This is a genomic window from Agrobacterium sp. NPDC058088, from assembly GCF_042885035.1.
Lineage (GTDB): Bacteria > Pseudomonadota > Alphaproteobacteria > Rhizobiales > Rhizobiaceae > Agrobacterium.
Window position 1 is genome coordinate 40790 of the sequence record NZ_JBHVSU010000009.1, and the last position, 17345, is coordinate 58134.

Here is a 17345-nt window from a genome sequence, read left to right on the forward strand (position 1 = left end):
GAGGAGCAATTTTCACGTGCGGACAGCGGAAATGGTCGTACCCGCATCCTGATGTGCATGAGTGCATAGGTGTCCGCACGAACGTGTTGGCTATCAGTGTAAGCGGGGTTTATATCCATGCCCAAATCACTCGACAGTTTCAAATGTCGTTCCGTTCTTACCGTCGATGGTAAGGACTATGTCTATTTCAGCCTACCCAAGGCCGAAGCAAATGGCCTGAAGGGCGTTTCCAAGCTGCCCTATTCCATGAAGGTCCTGCTGGAAAATCTCCTGCGTTTCGAAGACGGCCAGTCTGTTACCAAGGAACATATTCTGGCGGTTTCCGAATGGCTCAACAATAAGGGCCTGACGGAAAACGAAATCGCCTATCGCCCCGCCCGCGTTCTCATGCAGGACTTTACCGGTGTTCCCGCCGTGGTCGACCTCGCCGCCATGCGTGACGGTCTCAAGGCTCTCGGTGGCGATCCGGAAAAGATCAATCCGCTGGTTCCTGTTGATCTTGTCATCGACCACTCCGTTATCGTTGATGAATTTGGCACGCCCAACGCCTTTGCCCGCAACGTCGAGCTTGAATATGAGCGCAATGGCGAGCGTTACCGCTTCCTGAAGTGGGGCCAGCAGGCCTTCAAAAACTTCCGTGTTGTCCCTCCCGGCACCGGCATCTGTCACCAGGTCAACCTTGAATATCTCGGCCAGACCGTCTGGACCAAGGAAGAGGATGGCGAGACGATCGCTTACCCGGATACGTGCGTCGGCACCGACAGCCACACGACCATGATCAATGGTCTTGGCGTTCTTGGCTGGGGTGTCGGTGGTATCGAGGCTGAAGCGGCCATGCTTGGCCAGCCGGTTTCCATGCTTCTGCCTGAGGTCATCGGCTTCAAGCTGACCGGCAAGGTCAAGGAAGGCGTCACTGCGACCGACCTCGTTCTGACCGTCGTGCAGATGCTGCGCAAGAAGGGCGTCGTTTCCAAGTTCGTCGAATTCTTCGGCCCCGGCCTTGATTCGATGTCTCTGGCCGACCGTGCGACCATCGGCAATATGGGCCCGGAATATGGCGCGACCTGCGGTTTCTTCCCGGTTGATAGCGAAACCATCAATTACCTGACGATGTCCGGCCGTGCGAAAGATCGTATTGCCCTTGTGGAGGCCTACTCCAAGGCTCAGGATATGTGGCGCACCGGCGACGGTTCCGATCTTGTCTTTACCGACACGCTGGAACTTGACCTCGGCGACGTCGTACCGTCCATGGCCGGCCCAAAGCGTCCTGAAGGCCGGCTGCCGCTTGAAACCATCGCGCCCAATTTCGCGACGGCTCTTGAGAACGACTACAAGAAGCCCGGCCAGCTTTCGAGCCGCTACGCGGTTGAAGGCGAGGACTTCGATCTTGGTCACGGCGATGTGGCGATTGCCGCCATCACCTCCTGCACCAACACGTCCAACCCCTCCGTCCTCATCGCGGCCGGCCTTCTTGCCCGCAATGCTGTTGCCAAGGGACTGACCTCCAAGCCATGGGTGAAGACATCGCTTGCGCCCGGAAGCCAAGTGGTTGCCGAATATCTCGACAAGTCGGGCCTGCAGAAGGATCTCGATGCGATCGGCTTCAACCTCGTCGGCTTCGGCTGCACGACCTGCATCGGCAACTCCGGCCCGCTGCCGGCGCCGATCTCCAAGACGATCAACGACAAGGGCCTGATTGCGGCTGGCGTTCTCTCCGGTAACCGCAACTTCGAAGGCCGTATCTCGCCTGACGTGCAGGCGAACTATCTGGCCTCTCCGCCCCTCGTCGTTGCTTACGCCCTTGCCGGCACGGTCCAGAAGGACCTGACCAAGGAGCCGATCGGCAATGATAAGGACGGTAACCCGGTGTATCTGAAGGATATCTGGCCGACCTCCAAGGAAATCCAGGAGTTCATCCTGAAATATGTCACCCGCGAGCTTTACGAGACGAAGTACGCCGACGTCTTCAAAGGTGATGCCAACTGGCAGGCCGTTCAGGTTCCGCCGGGCCAGACCTATGCCTGGGACGACAATTCGACCTATGTCCAGAACCCACCTTACTTCGTGGGCATGGGCAAGACGGGTTCGGGTCTCAAGAACATCAAGGGCGCGCGCGTTCTCGGTCTCTTTGGCGACAAGATCACGACCGACCATATTTCTCCGGCCGGTTCGATCAAGGCGGCATCGCCTGCCGGTGCTTACCTCACCGAGCATGGAGTTGGCGTTGCCGACTTCAACCAGTACGGCACGCGTCGTGGCAACCACGAAGTGATGATGCGCGGCACTTTCGCCAACATCCGTATTCGTAACCACATGCTCGGCCCGAACGGCAAGGAAGGTGGCTACACCATCCACTATCCGTCCAAGGAAGAGATGTCGATCTACGACGCGGCCATGAAGTACAAGGCAGAGGGCGTTCCGCTCGTCATCTTTGCGGGTGTCGAATATGGTAACGGCTCATCCCGCGACTGGGCGGCCAAGGGCACCAACCTGCTTGGCGTCAAGGCGGTCATCGCGCAGTCCTTCGAGCGTATTCACCGTTCTAATCTGGTCGGTATGGGCGTCGTGCCGTTCGTCTTCGAAGAGGGAACATCCTGGGCGAGCCTCGACCTCAAGGGCGATGAAATCGTCGAGATCGACGGTCTCGAAGGCGAGATCAAACCGCGTGAAAAGAAGATCGCCAAGATCACCTACAGTGACGGCACGGTGAAGGAGGTTCCGCTTCTTTGCCGCATCGATACGCTTGATGAGGTGATCTACATGAACAATGGCGGCATTTTGCAGACCGTTCTTCGGGATCTGGCCGCGTAACGCTTTGACAATCGAAGGTGCCGGGAGGAATCCCGGCGCCTTTCGTTTTTCAGTCTCTTTTTTTGTGATTGGCCCTCACCCCTTCGTGACTTTCTATTGAAGGGCGTTAGACGTTATTTTCCGGTTTGCATCCGGGCGAAATTGATCGCATCAATTCGTCTGGATATCTTCCGGACAAAGGTTTTTGTAATGCCCCTGAAATTTCCTCTGTCGATATGTCTTCTCGGCACGCTTCTCGTCACCTCTGCACAGGCGCAGGAGGCAGTGAAGGGCGTTGTCGAATTGTTCACATCGCAGGGATGCGCTTCCTGCCCGCCGGCGGATGAAGCCTTGCGCAAGATGATCCAGAAGGGTGATGTCGTCGGTCTCTCCTACCATGTCGATTATTGGAATTATCTCGGCTGGGTGGATTCGCTGGCCTCGAAGGAAAATACCGATCGCCAATATGGCTATATGCGCGCGCTCGGCCGCAACGGCGTCTATACACCGCAGGCCATTCTGAATGGCCGCGACCACGTCAAGGGTGCTGATGTCCGCGGCATCTATGATAGGCTCGATGCGTTCAAGCGTGAGGGCAAAGGCCTGAACGTACCCGTCTCTTCGAAATTCGCCGGCGATGAGGTGGAGATCGATATTGGTGCGGGTAGTGGCAAGGCCGATGTTGTGGTGGCCTATTTCACTCGCGAGCAGACCGTGGATGTGCAGAAAGGCGAAAACCAAGGGAAAAAAATGTCCTACTGGCACAGCGTTTACGATGTGCAGACCGTCGGCATGTGGGATGGTTCACCGATGACGGTGAAGCTTCCTGCCAGCGTGGTGGCAAAGGTGAAGAAGGGCGGATGCGCCGTGCTGTTGCAGACGGCAAATGCCAGCGGCGATCCCGCGGCAATCGTCGGCGCAAGTATTCTGCTGGGGAATGAAAAACCGTAATCGCCGAGTTGGCGATGGAAGATCCGATCCGGGCATTGGGGGCTGGGGGTAAAGGGTCAATGCACCGGACCGGGTCATCTTGGTGCCTAGGCATCAATTGACAATAGGACTATTCCATCCAATTCGGGCCATGGTTTGACCGAAATACGGCAGGCCATGTGAAAATGGCTGCCTAAATGGTTACCATTTTTAACCCCTGCTTTTGTCGTTGGCAGTTCTTTCGGAGGGATAGAGGGATGGAATTTTGTGTTGTCACTTTCTGTTTCCCCTGCCATTCGAAAGCTTGTCGAACATCTCCCGGATTACGCTCTCCTGTGCGTGATGGCGGTGCAAAGGCTTGCAATTTCACCCTCCCAGGCTCACACTGCATGGATGATGTGGGTGGATTCGGAGGTATTGGATGACCGATCAACCGGATGTGCAGCGGGTGCAGACCGCTTCACGCGACAATTCCACCGTTATCGATCTCCGCGAATATAAGAAGAATAAGGATCCTCTGCCGGTCACTTTTCACCGCCGCGAGCTGGATGCTATCCTGCGTATCTATGGCCGCATGGTGGGGGAAGGGGAATGGCGTGACTATGCCATCGATCACCTGAAGGAAAAGGCGGTGTTTTCCGTCTTCAAACGGTCGGGTGAAATGCCGCTCTACAGGATCGAGAAGAACCCAAAGCTGGCTGCGAAACAGGGCGCTTATTGCGTTGTGAATGTGGATGGCCGCATTCTCAAGCGCGGCCACGAGTTGCCGCAGGTTCTCAAGGTTTTCGACAAGGTTCTGAAGCTTATCGAGTGAGATGAGATGGTCGAGCTATTCTGTCGCGGCTTTAGGCGGCAGGCTGGTGACGAGGCAGTCGGTTGAAAATACGGTAAATAAAAAGGCGGCCTTACGGCCGCCTTTCGCATATTTGCCAGTCGGGTCCTTACCCTTACTTGTCACGGTTACCCATGAACTGCAGGAGGAACATGAACAGGTTGATGAAGTCGAGATACAGCGTCAGCGCACCCATGATGGCTTTACGGCCGGCCACGGCAACCTCGTCGCCATCGAAATACATTTCCTTGATCTTCTGAGTATCGTAGGCGGTAAGGCCTGCGAAGATCAGTACACCGATCGCGGAGATTGCAAACTGCAGCGCGGACGATGCCAGGAAGATGTTGACGATCGAGGCGATGATCAGGCCGAACAGACCCATGATCAAGAACGAACCCATGCCGGACAGGTCCTTCTTGGTCGTGTAACCGTAAAGCGAGAGCGCGCCGAACGAGGCAGCGGTCACGAAGAAGGTCTGTACGACGCTCTGGCCGGTATAGACCAGGAAGATCGAGGACAGAGACACGCCCATCAGCGCTGCATAGACCCAGAAGGTCATCTGAGCGGCGGAAACGCTCATGTTCTGAATACGGAAGCTAAGGAAGAACACCAGTCCGAGCGGTGCGAGCATCACAACCCAGCGCAGCGGCGACGCATAGAGCAACTGGGCGAAAGCCGGATTGGTCGTCGCGAGCGTAAAGGTGGCGAACGCTGCAACGCCGGTGATGACCAGAGCCAGCGCCATAAGGTTGTAAACCTTGAGCATATAGGCGCGAAGACCTTCATCGATCATCGCACCAGACTGTGCACGGGTCTGCGCCATGCGGTTCTGGTAATTGTTAAAGTCAGCCATTGTTTCCTCTTTTGAGCTCCGTGATTGCTACGGTGTCGGGATACCTCCCGGGCGCCGCTGCGGAGCTTCAGCAAGCCTGATTGAGAATATGATGGCAGATCGTGTCCGATACAAGGCCTTTTCCCGCCGAAAAGACACCATATGCGCGAAAAGCCCTCACGTTTTGGCGATCATTACGAAGAATTAATCGTTAAAGTTAAGCGGCGCACAACCGATGATCATTCCCCCGCCTGCCGCAGAACCGGCGCCGCCTTCTGCCCGAGGATCCGCCACGTACCGATGAGGCCGATGCCAACGGTCATGACGAGGGCTATGACAAGCGTTCCGATCGCCACATCAGGTAGGAAGCTGGACGGCAGCTTCATGATCCGCGCGATCACGAACCATGCGGAAACGCCGCCGGCAAAAAGCGCGAAGACGGCCGTGGCGAGACCGAGCATCATATATTCATAGGAGAAGGCGCGGATGAGCAGGTTTCGTGTACCGCCCAGCGTTTTGAGGATGACCGCGTCATGGGTGCGGGCGCGGTTGCCAGCGGCAAGTGCGCCGGCAAGCACTAGAACGGATGCAATGAGCGCCACGGCTGCGGCAGCGCGAATGGCGGTGGCGAGCTGGCCGACAAGCCTATTGACGACGTCAAGCGCATCCTTAACCCGCACGCTGGTTATCGTCGGGAAGGTGTTGGTGACGGCGCGCAATATGCGGCCCTCGTCGCTGGCGGTTGCGGAAGGGTCGGCAAGGGTCGCAAGCCAGGCATGCGGTGCGCCGCGGAAGGTATTGGGCGAAAACACCATGACGAAATTGATCGAAAGGGATTCCCACTCGACATTGCGCAGATTGGCGATCTTGGCCGTGATGCTGCGGCCGAGCACGTTGACGGTGACCTTATCACCGATCTTCAGACCCAGATCTCCCGCCTCTTTCGCCGCGAACGAGACCAGCGGTTCGCCGTTATAATCCGGCTCCCACCATGTTCCTTCCGTCAGCGTCGCGTTTTCGGGCCGGTTCTCCGAATAGGTTATGCCGCGGTCGCCGCGCAGCAGCCAACGTCCCCCCGGCGGCACCTCCATTTTCGTCACGTCCGTGCCGTTCAGCGCCATGATACGGCCGCGTAGCATGGGCACTTCGGTCAGGGTTCCCTCGGGTGCTTCCCGCTTCAGGAGGTCGCGGAAGTTTTGAACTTCACTACCTTGAATATCCACGAAGAAGAAGTTCGGTGCCTTTTCCGGCAGGCTGTCCGTCAGTTCGCGGCGCAGATTGCCGTCGATCAACGTCAGCGTCACAAGCAGGGTGAGGCCGAGGCCAAGGGACAGAACGACCGAGGGGGTGAGCGCACCGGGGCGGTGAATATTGCCGATCGCCAGCCGAAGGGCGGCCGAATGAACGCGCGGGCTGCGTTTGGCTATGGCCTTGACACCTGAGGCCACCAGCCGCAACACCACGAAGGCAAAAGCGATCGCCGCAAGGAACACCGAGGCAATGAAACGGTCTTCCGCCGAAAAGATGGCGAGTGCAGCCAGCGCTGCCAGAAGCAGGCCGGTTGCGGCGAGATAAGGCCAGGATGGCCAACGGCCCTCCTCGAAACCCTGTTCGCGGAAGAGCGCCGTTGCCGGAACCTCACGCGCCTGACCGAGTGGTACGATGGCGAATGCGAGGGTCGTCAACAGGCCGAAAAGGGCGGCAAGACCGAGTGCACCGGGATAAAAGGCAAGCCCTTCCGGCACCGGCAATACACCTTCCAGAAACCGCATGGCGATCAGCGGGGCGATAGCGCCCACCACAAGGCCGATCACGATACCGACGGCGGCAATGAAGGCGATCTGGAAGAGATAAGTCATGGTGACCACGGAGGCCGGTGCGCCCAGGCATTTCAGCGACGCGATCGTGGTGCGCTTGGAATCGAGAAAGGCGCGCACGGCGTTAGCGACGCCGACACCGCCGACGATGAGGGCAGTCAAACCCACCAGCGTCAGGAATTGCGAGAAACGGTTGACGTTATCGGTCAGCGAGGGTGCTGCCCGGTCGCTGGTGCGGATGGACCAGCCAGCGTCGGGAAAAGCCTTGTTGGCCGCGTCGGTCATGGTTGACCGTGCCGGCGGGTCGTTCAGCTTGATTTTGTAGGCGTGTTCGACGAGGCTGCCGGTCTGGATGAGGCCCGAAGCAAAGAGGGCGTCGCGGCTTACCATCAGCCTGGGAGCGAAACCGAAACCATCGGACAGGGCGTCCGGTTCATCGACGACCGTGCCGGTCAGTTTCAGTTTCGTATTTCCGAGCAGAATTTCATCACCGACCTTGATGCCAAGCCGTTCCAGCAGAAGCGGCGCGGCGACGGCGCCATAGGTATCGCCGTTGACAGCCAGAAGTTCGCCCAGCGGCCGGTTGGGGTCGGCGACAAAGGTGCCATAGAGCGGATAGGCGCCGTCAATGGCTTTTACTTCCGTCAGGGTCTGTTCGGAGCCATCGGCAAGACGGGCCATGGATCGCAGACCGGTGGAAACCGCGACGGTGCCGAGGCCGTCGAGATAGGACCGTTCTTCTGCCGTTGCCTCCCTGTTACGCAGTTCAAAACGGACGTCTCCGGCGAGGATCGACTGGCCTTCGGTGGCAATGGCGCTGGTGACCGCGCGTGACACGGAATTGACGGCGGCGATGGCTCCGGTCCCCAACGCAATACAGGCGAGGAAAATGTAAAAGCCGCGCAGGCCCCCGCGAATTTCGCGGCGCGCGAGCCTTGCGGCGTTTCTGATATTGGCGACGGACGGAAGAAGGGATCCAATCATGCCGGTACCGCCCGCGCCACCTGGGGGCGGGCGCTGTCGCCCTCGATCTCGCCGGAGCGTACCTTGATCTGCCGCGAGCAGCGGGCGGCGAGCGAAGGATCATGGGTGACGAGCACCATGGTCATGCCGCGTTCGGCCTGCTTGGCAAACAGAAGATCGGCAATCTGTTTGCCCGTATCGGTATCGAGATTGCCTGTCGGTTCGTCGGCGATCAGCACGGCTGGGGAGGGGGCAAGCGCACGGGCGATGGCGACACGCTGTTGCTCGCCGCCGGAAAGCTGGCCGGGATAGTGGTTGAGACGTTCGCCGAGACCGACGGCGATGAGTTCGCGTTTGGCGATCTCGAAGGGATTGGGGGCGTTGGCCAATTCCAGCGGAACAGCCACATTCTCCAGCGCCGTCATATTGGCGATGAGGTGGAAGGACTGGAAGACGATGCCGATATTGCGGCCGCGAAAATCCGCAAGCGCATCTTCGCCGAGCTTGTGCAGGTCCGTATCCGCTATGACGATTTCGCCGCTGTCGAGCCGCTCCAGCCCTGCAAGCACCATCAGCAGCGTCGATTTTCCCGAGCCGGAAGGGCCGACGATACCAACCGCCTCGCCTTCGCCGATGGAAAGATCGATGTTCTTGAGAACGTGAACGGAGGCGGCGGCGTTACCGAGGGTGAGGTCGGCCTTCTTCAGCTCTATGATGCTTTTCGTCACAATTCTCGTTCCTATATAGGGTGATGAAGAGGTCTGGCGGTCAGTGCGGTCGGTGTTTCAGACAATGTGAACCAAGTTAGGAAAGCCGTGATGAGATTTAAAGCTGCCCTGTTTCACTTCATCGTCATTCTCGTGGGTGCATTTTCGGTTGCTTCGGCGACGGCACAGGAACGGACATTGCAATTGGTCGGCTTCGGCGACAGCCTGATGGCCGGGTATCAGCTTCCCTCTACTGACGGCTACACGGCACAGCTTGAAGCTGCATTAAAGGCAAAAGGTATCGACGTCGTCGTTACCAATGCCGGTGTCTCCGGTGACACATCTTCCGGCGGGCTGGCACGGGCGGAGTGGTCCGTTCCCGATGGATCAGATGGGGTCATTCTGGAGCTCGGCGCCAATGATGCCCTGCGTGGTATTGCCCCTGAACAGACGGAAAAGAACCTTGATGCCATTATTTCCGGTTTCCAGAAGCGTAACATAGCTGTGCTGCTGGTCGGCATTATGGCGCCGCCGAACATGGGTGAAGATTACGCCAAGCGGTTCAACCCGATCTTTCCAAGGTTAGCTGAAAAATACAACCTGCCGATTTATCCCTTCTTTCTGGATGGCGTCGTGACGGATGACACGCTGAAGCTTGAGGACAAGATGCACCCCAATACCAAGGGGGTGGCAATGATGGTGGAGAAATCTTTGCCGGCTGTTGAAAGCTTCATCAAGACAATCGGTGCGCAAAAAAAATAAGCACTTGCGCCAGTGTGCATTGCGTGATTCGCTATGCTTGTTCTGCCTAGAGATTCGGGGAGCTCGCCATGCCGAGACTGTTTACCGCCCTCGAAATTCCGCGCAATGCGGCTATGAGCCTTTCATTGTTGCGCGGTGGTCTGCCGGGAGCCCGGTGGATTGATGTGGAGAATTATCACATAACCCTGCGTTTTATCGGCGATATCGACGGTCGCACCGCCGATGAGGTCGTGGACAGGCTGGATCGGATCGAAAGGCCGGAATTCCAGCTCAACCTCACCGGTATGGGGTCTTTCGGTTCCAAGAAGCCGCATTCCATCTGGGCGGGGGTTTCGCCCTCACCGGAAATGCATGCGTTGCAGGCGGAGGTCGAGAGAATTTGCCAGAGGATTGGCCTCCCGCCCGATCCCCGCAAATTCATGCCGCATGTCACGTTGGCGCGGCTGCGCTCCTCACGTGTGGATGATGTGGTGCATTATCTTTCCGGACGCGGAAACTTCCGTACCTCGCCCTTTACGGTCGGTCGTTTCGTGCTGATGTCGTCGAAGGAATCGGTGGGCGGTGGCCCTTATATCGTTGAAGAGGCTTTCCCGCTTCACGAGGCCCGGTCCAGCTCCATCTTTTCGAGCAACGATCTGCATCCCGCCAAGAGCATGTTGTAGACATCAAGGAACCCGTCCTCGGCCCCATAATAGGGATCGGGGACGTTTTCCCGGCGGCCCGTGGCATAGTCCATTAAGAGATGGATTTTGTGCCGCTGGTTTTCCGGGCTTGATTGACGCAGGTTGGCCAGATTGTCTTCGTCCATGGCGAGGATAAGGTCGAAGGCTTCGAGATCCGCACGGGTGACCTGCCTTGCCCGTTGTCTCGAAATATCAATGCCATGCTTGCGCGCGATGGCAATAGATCGGCTATCAGGCGCGTCACCCGCGTGCCAGCCACCGGTGCCGGCGGAATCGATCGTGAACCTGTCCGACACGGCCGCCTCGTCACAAAGTTTCCTTAGAACGCCTTCGGCAAGCGGTGAGCGGCAAATATTGCCCATGCAGACAAAAAGAATAGCTGTATGTTTCATGGCGTGTGCGTCGATCCGGGCGTTCAAGCGTTATGAGTGTGAATTGGAGGTTAGTTCATGAAATATCCGAGACTCGAGCCGGACGCCATAGAACAGAGGCTCTCAAAGCTGGAAGGCTGGTCCTTGCGGGAAGACGGTGCGGCGATCGTCCGTGCTTTCAAATTCGCAAGTTTTGCGGAAGCCTTTGGGTTCATGACCGAGGCGGCGTTGGCCGCAGAAAAGCTCAACCATCATCCTGAATGGTCGAATGTCTATTCGCGCGTGAAGGTCTGTCTTACAACGCATGACTCGCAAGGGGTGACCGAGCGGGATTTTATTCTGGCCGAGGCGATGCAGAAAGCGGCGGCTGGCCGGGGGAATTGAACGGCTGTCTTTCAAACCCATATAATAGCCGTGACCGGAGGACCGTCGATCATGGATGATGTGAAAATCGGTGAAATTCTTCTGCCGGGTGAAACCGACAAGCAGCGTGCGCGCGAAGAAGTTGTTCGAGCCAAGTTCTGGCCGAAGCTGAAACGTGTCATGGCGAAAGTGCCGTTTGCCCGCGATGCGGCCGCTGCTTACTATTGCGCAATCGATCGCGACACGCCGCTGCGCGCCAAGGGCATCATCCTGGCTGCACTTGCCTATTTCATCATGCCCTTTGACGCCGTACCAGACATGCTCGCAGTCGTCGGATTTACCGATGATATTGCGGTCATTACTGCCGCGCTTGCGATGATCCGTGCCCATATCAAGATGGAGCATTACGATGCGGCTGATGCCATGTTGAAGAGGCAGCAGGAGGCCGAGTAACACCTCTGTGATGCTCTGCATCGGCGCTGCCAGAGGCGTGACAAATTCTTGCCTGAATTTATGTGTCATACACGCGGGGGAAGGGTGTTTCGCGCCCTTTTCCTCAGGGCGTCGGGAGTCGCCAATCTGTAACACTGCAAGACGTTTCAGGCTTTTTATGCATGTTGTTGACGGTTTGGTAACCGCTTCCCGAACACAATGAGAAAAGACGATCCGCACCTGAACGTGGCCGATCCAGAAAATGGAGCCCGCCGCTGCTTCGGGCCAATGGAAGACAATAACCCGGCAGGAAATTCTATGTTTGTAAGAAGTGTAGCAACCGCAGCGGCCATTTTGCTGACCAGCGTCGGCGTAGCATCTGCACAGTCGCCCACGCGCATCCAGCAGTTCAATGCCTGGGGTGCCTATTCGTACAAATCGGGCAACAGCACCGTCTGCTACGTTCTTTCCATCCCGACCTCCAAGGAGCCGGCAAGCGTCGACCATGGCGATATCTTCTTCATCGTCTCGCAGCGCCCTGGCCAGAATATCTCCTATGAGCCGCAGGCGATGGTGGGTTATCCGCTGAAGCAGGGCTCCAAGGTCAATGTGACGATCGACAACAAGAACTTCGTCATGTTTACCAAGGACAAGGCCGCGTGGGTTGAAAACGCCGCTGAAGAGCCCGCCCTCGTCGCGGCGATGAAGAGCGGAAAGTCGATGACCGTGAAGGCGACGTCCGGTCGCGGGACCGGCACATCCTATTCCTATTCGCTCTCGGGTATTTCGGCTGCTCTCAAGCAGATCGAGAGCTGCAAGTAATTTCGATACTTGATCGCATTTGACAATGGCCGGTCCTCGACCGGCCATTTGCGTTTTTACCAGTTTGATGCTAAAGGCGCGGCAACATTGACAGGCGGGAGCGCGAAACGTGCTCCGCCTTTGATTTTCTCGACATGCAGACGATTTTCCGCCTCTCTGACAGGCCGGTCGTGCGATGCATGGAACGATGGGATAACGTGATGTCCGTAATGGAAGCTTCTGCCGGCATGGCAATCAAGACCCCGCTGATCGCCAATAGCGATCTCATGTCCGGTAAGCCGTCGCTGATCGGCCTGACGCGTGAGGAAATGGGCGAGGCGCTGGCCGAAATCGGCGTACCGCAGAAGCAGGTGAAGATGCGCGTCAGCCAGTTGTGGAACTGGCTTTATGTGCGCGGCGTCTCGGATTTCGATAATATGACCAATGTCGCCAAGGAGCTTCGCGAGAAGCTGAAGGCGGCCTTCACCATCGCCCGTCCGGAAATCGTCGAGGAGCAGATATCCAATGACGGCACCCGTAAATGGCTGATGCGTTTTCCGCCAAGGGGCGCAGGACGTCCCGTCGAGATCGAAACGGTCTATATTCCCGAGGAGGGACGCGGCACTCTGTGCATATCGAGCCAGGTCGGCTGTTCGCTAACCTGCTCCTTCTGCCACACCGGCACGCAACGCCTGGTGCGCAACCTGACGGCGGAGGAAATTCTTTCCCAGCTGCTGCTGGCCCGTGATCGGCTTGGCGATTTCCCTGACGGTTCGACGCCGGTTGGTGCCTATGTGCCGAGCGAAGGCCGCAAGGTTTCCAACATCGTCATGATGGGCATGGGCGAGCCGCTCTATAATTTTGAGCATGTGAAGACCGCGCTTTTGATCGCGACCGATGGTGACGGCCTGTCGCTTTCCAAGCGCCGTGTGACGCTGTCTACCTCGGGCGTCGTGCCGGAAATCTTCCGCACAGGTGACGAGATCGGCGTAATGCTGGCGATTTCGCTGCATGCGGTGCGCGACGAGCTGCGCGATATGCTGGTACCGATCAACAAGAAATATCCGCTGAAAGAGCTGATCGAAGCCTGCCGCAACTATCCGGGTCTTTCCAATGCCCGCCGCATCACTTTTGAATATGTGATGCTGAAGGACGTCAACGACAGCCTGGAAGACGCCAAGATGCTGGTGCAGTTGCTGAAGGGCGTTCCGGCAAAGATCAACCTCATTCCATTTAATCCGTGGCCGGGCACGAATTACCAGTGCTCCGACTGGGCGCAGATCGAAAAATTCGCCGACTTCATCAATCAGGCGGGTTACGCTTCGCCGATCCGTACACCACGCGGTCGCGACATCCTCGCCGCCTGTGGCCAGCTGAAGTCGGAATCGGAGCGTATGCGCAAGACGGAGAGGCTGGCTTTCGAGGCCATGATGATCGCCAACCACGGCGCGGATGACTGAATAAGTCACAACTGCGCCAGAAAGCTGGCTTTTGCGCTGTTCTTCGATTGATTTCGGCCGGTCTTGTTTTTAAGAAAGCGGCAATAAGAAACCAACTGGAGGACACCCATGCGCGCACTTATCCTGGCTCTTGCCGCAGCGACCGCACTCGCTCTGCCGGCAAAGGCTGAAACCGTCACCGTTGCCGTTACCGCCATTGTCGAACATCCGGCTCTTGATGCTGCCCGTGATGGCGTCAAGGCAGCCCTTGCCGAGGCCGGTTACAAGGAAGGCGACAACCTCAAGTTCCTCTACGAGTCCGCGCAGGGCAACCCTGGCACCGCAGCGCAGATCGCGCGCCAGTTCGTGGGCGACGCTCCTGCTGTTATCGTGCCGATCTCTACGCCCTCCGCCCAGGCTGTTGTTGCCGCGACGCGCGATATCCCTGTTGTCTTCACGGCGGTTTCCGATCCTGTCGGCGCACAGCTCATCAAGAGCATGGAAAAGCCCGGCCGTAACGTGACCGGCCTTTCCGACATGCTGCCGGTTGCCGAGCATCTGGCGCTCATCAAGGAAATCTCGCCGAACGCCAAGTCCATCGGTTTCATCTACAATTCGGCCGAAGCCAACTCCGCTTCGACGCTTGCCCTTCTGAAGGCAGAGGCTGAAAAGGCCGGCCTGAAGATCGTCGAATCGGTCGCGACCAAGTCCGCTGAAGTTCAGGGCGCGACACGCGCGCTGGTCGGCAAGGCTGACGTTATCTACGTTCCCACCGACAACACAATTGTTTCCGCTTTCGAAGCCGCAGCCGGTGTTGCGGCCGAAGCCAAGATCCCGCTCTATGCCGCTGATACGGATTCCGTCGCCCGCGGCGCTGTTGCCGCCCTCGGCTTTAACTATTTCGACGTTGGCAAGCAGACCGGCGCCGTTGTTGTCCGCATCCTCAAGGGTGAAAAGCCAGGCGACATCCCGGCCACCGTTGCTGTCGGCACCGATCTGGTGATCAACAAGAAGGCCGCTGAAAAAGTGGGCATCACCTTCCCTGAGAGCGTCACCAAGCGCGCCACCAAGGTCATCGACTGAACCGAAACCAGACTGAATGACGGGCGGCGGCAAATTCGCCGCCCGTTTTACGTGGCACGAGACGGTGCCCGTCTCCGCCTCATGGCGGCAATAACAAGGACATTACCGTGAGCCAAATCGCCTTCTGGGGTGCCGTGGAGCTGGGACTGGTCTTCGCTTTCGTGGCGATCGGCGTCTATCTCGCTTTCCGCGTGCTTGATTTTCCTGACCTGACCGTGGACGGTTCGTTTCCGCTTGGCGCCGCCGTTGCTGCCGTGCTGATCATCGCCGGTCTGAATGCCTGGGTCGCGACAGCGATTGCCATGGGTGCTGGCGCTGTCGCTGGCATCGTGACCGCTACCCTCAATGTTCGTTTCAAGATTCTGAACCTGCTTGCCTCGATCCTGACGATGATCGCGCTGTTTTCCGTCAATCTTCGGGTTATGGGAAAGCCCAATGTGGCGCTGCTCAATCAGGACACGATGATCTCGCCGTTTTACGGCCTGGGCCTTTCGGAATATCTGGTGCGGCCGCTCTTCGTTGGTGCGCTGGTACTGATCGCCGTCATTCTCGTCTGGCGTTTTCTGGAGAGCGATGCGGGCCTGGCCATGCGCGCCACGGGTGCCAATGCGCGGATGGCGCGGGCGCAGGGCGTGAAGACCGGTAACCAGATCTATCTTGGCATGGCGCTTTCAAATGCGCTGGTCGCTCTTGGTGGCGCTTTGTTTGCCCAGACGAATGGTTTTGCGGATGTGACTGCCGGCGTCGGCACCATCGTCGTCGGGCTTGCGGCCGTCATCATTGGCGAAACGCTTTTCGGCGCGCGCGGTATTCTGATCGCGCTCATCGGCTGTGTCTTCGGTTCTATTGCCTATCGTCTTGCCATTCAGCTCGCTCTTTCGAGCGATGTGCTGGGTCTCAAGGCATCCGATCTCAATTTCGTAACGGCGGTATTGGTGGCCATCGCATTGATCCTGCCGCGACTGCGCCGCGGGGGAGCCACATCGTGATTTCGCTTTCCGATATCCAGGTCGTCTTCGGGCGCGGTACACCGCTGCAGAAGCAGGCGCTGGCCAAGATCGATCTGACCATCGAGGATGGTTCATTCGTCACCGTCATCGGCTCCAACGGTGCCGGCAAATCCACTTTGCTCGGCGTTTTGGCTGGCGATGTTCTGCCGACGGCGGGTAAGGTGACGATCGGCGGTGCCGATGTCACCCGTAAGCCGACCGCAAGCCGCGCGGGACGGGTGGCACGCGTGTTTCAGGACCCGCTCGCGGGCAGCTGCGGTGCGCTCACCATTGAGGAGAACCTGGCGCTTGCGGCGTCTCGTGGAGAGCGTCGCGGGTTGTCGTCAGCGCTTGGACGCGGCAGGCGGGACTTCTTTAAAGAACGCATTGCTTCCCTTAATCTCGGCCTTGAAAACCGCTTGAAGGACCGCATGGACCTTCTTTCCGGTGGGCAGAGGCAGGCGGTGTCACTTGTCATGGCGACGCTGTCGGGCTCGGACGTGCTGCTCCTGGATGAACATACGGCAGCGCTCGATCCGGGCATGGCGGAATTTGTGATGGAGCTGACCCGCAAGGTGGTGGAGGAGCGCAAGCTCACAACCCTTATGGTCACTCACTCCATGCGTCAGGCGCTGGACTACGGCACCCGCACGATCATGCTGCATGCCGGTGAAATCGTGCTCGACGTGTCCGGCGAAAGCCGCAAGGGTCTTCAGGTCGAAGATCTCATCGACATGTTCCGCAAGATACGCGGCCAGACGCTTGATGACGACGAGCTATTGATCGGCTGATGAATGATGCAAAAGGCGCCAGCGGGCGCCTTTTTTTGTCCCTTATCGCGTCTGCGTCAGAAAAATCTTGACGGCGAAAAGCGAAAAGACACCGGCGATCGTATAATCCAGCCCACGCAGAACCTTGCGGTTGCGTTGCAGCCAGGCGGACAGGACATCGGCGGCGACAACGATGCCGATACCGATCGGCAGCGCCACGATGATGGACCAGAGCCCGAGGAAAATCAGCTTGCCGGTGACATGCGGATCGGAGGCGCTGACGAATTGCGGCAGGAACGTCATGAAAAAGATGATGACCTTCGGATTGAGCAGATTGACCCAGATGCCGTTCAGCAAGGCAGATTTCAGCGAGGATTGCTGTTTTTCGTTTGTCGTCTTGACCATCACGAAATCCGAGCCCTTGCGGATCGCCTGAATGGCCAGCCAGACCAGATAGGCAGCCCCACCGGTCTTCAGGATCAGAAAAGCCGTAGGCGATGCGACGATGAGGGCGGCGACGCCGAAGGCAACCAGCATCGTGTGCACGGTGATGCCAAGATTGGTTCCAACAAGCGTCATAAAACCCGCAGCCCGGCCTTCGCGTATCGACCGGCTGATCCACAAGGTCATGTCAGGCCCGGGCGTGACCGCCAGAAGCAGAATGGCGACGGTGAAGGCGGCAAGTGTTGGCAGGCTCGGAACGAAATCCATCGCGGCACCCGTAAATCTGGAGACTGCCGTTGCTTAACGCGATTTCGCGTTTCTGCCAATGCTTTTGCGT

Annotated in this window: 17 protein-coding genes; 12 read left to right on the plus strand and 5 right to left on the minus strand. The window is 58.0% G+C overall.

Translation table 11 applies throughout. The features are described from left to right. The first annotated feature begins 117 nt into the window (after positions 1–117). The 3 genes from acnA to ACFVTJ_RS20255 all read left to right on the plus strand — a co-directional run bounded on the left by acnA (position 118) and on the right by ACFVTJ_RS20255 (position 4534). Complete coding sequence (gene acnA / locus ACFVTJ_RS20245) at positions 118–2811, plus strand: aconitate hydratase AcnA (RefSeq protein ID WP_386910397.1); 2694 nt, start codon at positions 118–120, stop codon at positions 2809–2811. Between the two features lie 189 nt (positions 2812–3000). Beyond that, complete coding sequence (locus tag ACFVTJ_RS20250) at positions 3001–3741, plus strand: DUF1223 domain-containing protein (RefSeq protein WP_386910398.1); 741 nt, start codon at positions 3001–3003, stop codon at positions 3739–3741. Positions 3742–4141: 400 nt separating this feature from the next. Next, positions 4142–4534: a DUF2794 domain-containing protein gene (locus ACFVTJ_RS20255; RefSeq protein WP_386910399.1), complete on the plus strand. Its 393-nt coding sequence runs from the start codon at positions 4142–4144 to the stop codon at positions 4532–4534. A gap of 133 nt (positions 4535–4667) precedes the next feature. On the opposite strand, the gene ACFVTJ_RS20260 is transcribed toward ACFVTJ_RS20255, so the two are convergent. The 3 genes from ACFVTJ_RS20260 to ACFVTJ_RS20270 all read right to left on the minus strand — a co-directional run bounded on the left by ACFVTJ_RS20260 (position 4668) and on the right by ACFVTJ_RS20270 (position 8892). Next, the gene (locus ACFVTJ_RS20260) at positions 4668–5405 is read right to left on the minus strand and encodes a Bax inhibitor-1 family protein (RefSeq protein ID WP_386910400.1); all 738 of its coding nucleotides are present in this window, start codon (positions 5403–5405) and stop codon (positions 4668–4670) included. 218 nt (positions 5406–5623) lie between these two features. Next, on the minus strand, positions 5624–8185 hold the full coding sequence (locus tag ACFVTJ_RS20265) for an ABC transporter permease (RefSeq protein ID WP_386910401.1): 2562 nt from the start codon (positions 8183–8185) through the stop codon (positions 5624–5626). After that, positions 8182–8892, minus strand: a complete 711-nt coding sequence (locus ACFVTJ_RS20270) for an ABC transporter ATP-binding protein (protein ID WP_386910402.1) — start codon at positions 8890–8892, stop codon at positions 8182–8184. The genes ACFVTJ_RS20265 and ACFVTJ_RS20270 overlap by 4 nt, the downstream gene beginning before the upstream one ends. 90 nt (positions 8893–8982) lie before the next feature. On the opposite strand from ACFVTJ_RS20270, the gene ACFVTJ_RS20275 reads away from it, so the two are divergent. After that, entirely contained in the window at positions 8983–9633 is a 651-nt protein-coding gene (locus ACFVTJ_RS20275) for an arylesterase (protein WP_386910403.1), read from the plus strand. A 68-nt stretch (positions 9634–9701) separates the two neighbouring features. Beyond that, on the plus strand, positions 9702–10295 hold the full coding sequence (gene thpR, locus ACFVTJ_RS20280; protein ID WP_386910404.1) for an RNA 2',3'-cyclic phosphodiesterase: 594 nt from the start codon (positions 9702–9704) through the stop codon (positions 10293–10295). On the opposite strand, the gene ACFVTJ_RS20285 is transcribed toward thpR, so the two are convergent. Then, a complete protein-coding gene (locus tag ACFVTJ_RS20285; protein ID WP_386910405.1) occupies positions 10229–10708 on the minus strand; it encodes a low molecular weight protein-tyrosine-phosphatase in 480 nt (159 codons plus the stop codon). The genes thpR and ACFVTJ_RS20285 overlap by 67 nt on opposite strands. 57 nt (positions 10709–10765) lie before the next feature. Here ACFVTJ_RS20285 and ACFVTJ_RS20290 point away from each other — a divergent pair, with 57 nt between their 5' ends. From ACFVTJ_RS20290 to ACFVTJ_RS20320, 7 genes are all read left to right on the plus strand, one after another. Continuing rightward, positions 10766–11071, plus strand: coding sequence for a 4a-hydroxytetrahydrobiopterin dehydratase (locus ACFVTJ_RS20290; RefSeq protein ID WP_386910406.1), 306 nt, complete (start codon positions 10766–10768; stop codon positions 11069–11071). 51 nt (positions 11072–11122) lie between these two features. Continuing rightward, on the plus strand, positions 11123–11503 hold the full coding sequence (locus ACFVTJ_RS20295) for a YkvA family protein (RefSeq protein WP_386910407.1): 381 nt from the start codon (positions 11123–11125) through the stop codon (positions 11501–11503). Between the two features lie 297 nt (positions 11504–11800). After that, positions 11801–12304: an invasion associated locus B family protein gene (locus ACFVTJ_RS20300; protein ID WP_269346877.1), complete on the plus strand. Its 504-nt coding sequence runs from the start codon at positions 11801–11803 to the stop codon at positions 12302–12304. A 200-nt stretch (positions 12305–12504) separates the two neighbouring features. Then, positions 12505–13743: a 23S rRNA (adenine(2503)-C(2))-methyltransferase RlmN gene (gene rlmN, locus ACFVTJ_RS20305; RefSeq protein WP_386910408.1), complete on the plus strand. Its 1239-nt coding sequence runs from the start codon at positions 12505–12507 to the stop codon at positions 13741–13743. Between the two features lie 108 nt (positions 13744–13851). Then, a complete protein-coding gene (locus tag ACFVTJ_RS20310; protein WP_386910409.1) occupies positions 13852–14805 on the plus strand; it encodes an ABC transporter substrate-binding protein in 954 nt (317 codons plus the stop codon). Positions 14806–14912: 107 nt separating this feature from the next. Further along, positions 14913–15794: an ABC transporter permease gene (locus tag ACFVTJ_RS20315; RefSeq protein ID WP_386910410.1), complete on the plus strand. Its 882-nt coding sequence runs from the start codon at positions 14913–14915 to the stop codon at positions 15792–15794. Then, a complete protein-coding gene (locus tag ACFVTJ_RS20320; protein WP_386910411.1) occupies positions 15791–16585 on the plus strand; it encodes an ABC transporter ATP-binding protein in 795 nt (264 codons plus the stop codon). The genes ACFVTJ_RS20315 and ACFVTJ_RS20320 overlap by 4 nt, the downstream gene beginning before the upstream one ends. 42 nt (positions 16586–16627) lie before the next feature. On the opposite strand, the gene ACFVTJ_RS20325 is transcribed toward ACFVTJ_RS20320, so the two are convergent. Continuing rightward, the gene (locus ACFVTJ_RS20325; protein ID WP_386910412.1) at positions 16628–17275 is read right to left on the minus strand and encodes a LysE family translocator; all 648 of its coding nucleotides are present in this window, start codon (positions 17273–17275) and stop codon (positions 16628–16630) included. Positions 17276–17345 lie beyond the last annotated feature (70 nt).

Coding starts and splice junctions, on each gene's coding strand:
- ACFVTJ_RS20310 (WP_386910409.1), top strand. CDS start 13,852: ATGCGCGCACTTATCCTGGCTCTTGCCGCAGCGACCGCACTCGCTCTG.
- ACFVTJ_RS20325 (WP_386910412.1), bottom strand. CDS start 17,275: ATGGATTTCGTTCCGAGCCTGCCAACACTTGCCGCCTTCACCGTCGCC.
- acnA (WP_386910397.1), top strand. CDS start 118: ATGCCCAAATCACTCGACAGTTTCAAATGTCGTTCCGTTCTTACCGTC.
- ACFVTJ_RS20285 (WP_386910405.1), bottom strand. CDS start 10,708: ATGAAACATACAGCTATTCTTTTTGTCTGCATGGGCAATATTTGCCGC.
- ACFVTJ_RS20275 (WP_386910403.1), top strand. CDS start 8,983: ATGAGATTTAAAGCTGCCCTGTTTCACTTCATCGTCATTCTCGTGGGT.
- ACFVTJ_RS20300 (WP_269346877.1), top strand. CDS start 11,801: ATGTTTGTAAGAAGTGTAGCAACCGCAGCGGCCATTTTGCTGACCAGC.
- thpR (WP_386910404.1), top strand. CDS start 9,702: ATGCCGAGACTGTTTACCGCCCTCGAAATTCCGCGCAATGCGGCTATG.
- ACFVTJ_RS20265 (WP_386910401.1), bottom strand. CDS start 8,185: ATGATTGGATCCCTTCTTCCGTCCGTCGCCAATATCAGAAACGCCGCA.
- rlmN (WP_386910408.1), top strand. CDS start 12,505: ATGTCCGTAATGGAAGCTTCTGCCGGCATGGCAATCAAGACCCCGCTG.
- ACFVTJ_RS20255 (WP_386910399.1), top strand. CDS start 4,142: ATGACCGATCAACCGGATGTGCAGCGGGTGCAGACCGCTTCACGCGAC.
- ACFVTJ_RS20295 (WP_386910407.1), top strand. CDS start 11,123: ATGGATGATGTGAAAATCGGTGAAATTCTTCTGCCGGGTGAAACCGAC.
- ACFVTJ_RS20250 (WP_386910398.1), top strand. CDS start 3,001: ATGCCCCTGAAATTTCCTCTGTCGATATGTCTTCTCGGCACGCTTCTC.
- ACFVTJ_RS20290 (WP_386910406.1), top strand. CDS start 10,766: ATGAAATATCCGAGACTCGAGCCGGACGCCATAGAACAGAGGCTCTCA.
- ACFVTJ_RS20260 (WP_386910400.1), bottom strand. CDS start 5,405: ATGGCTGACTTTAACAATTACCAGAACCGCATGGCGCAGACCCGTGCA.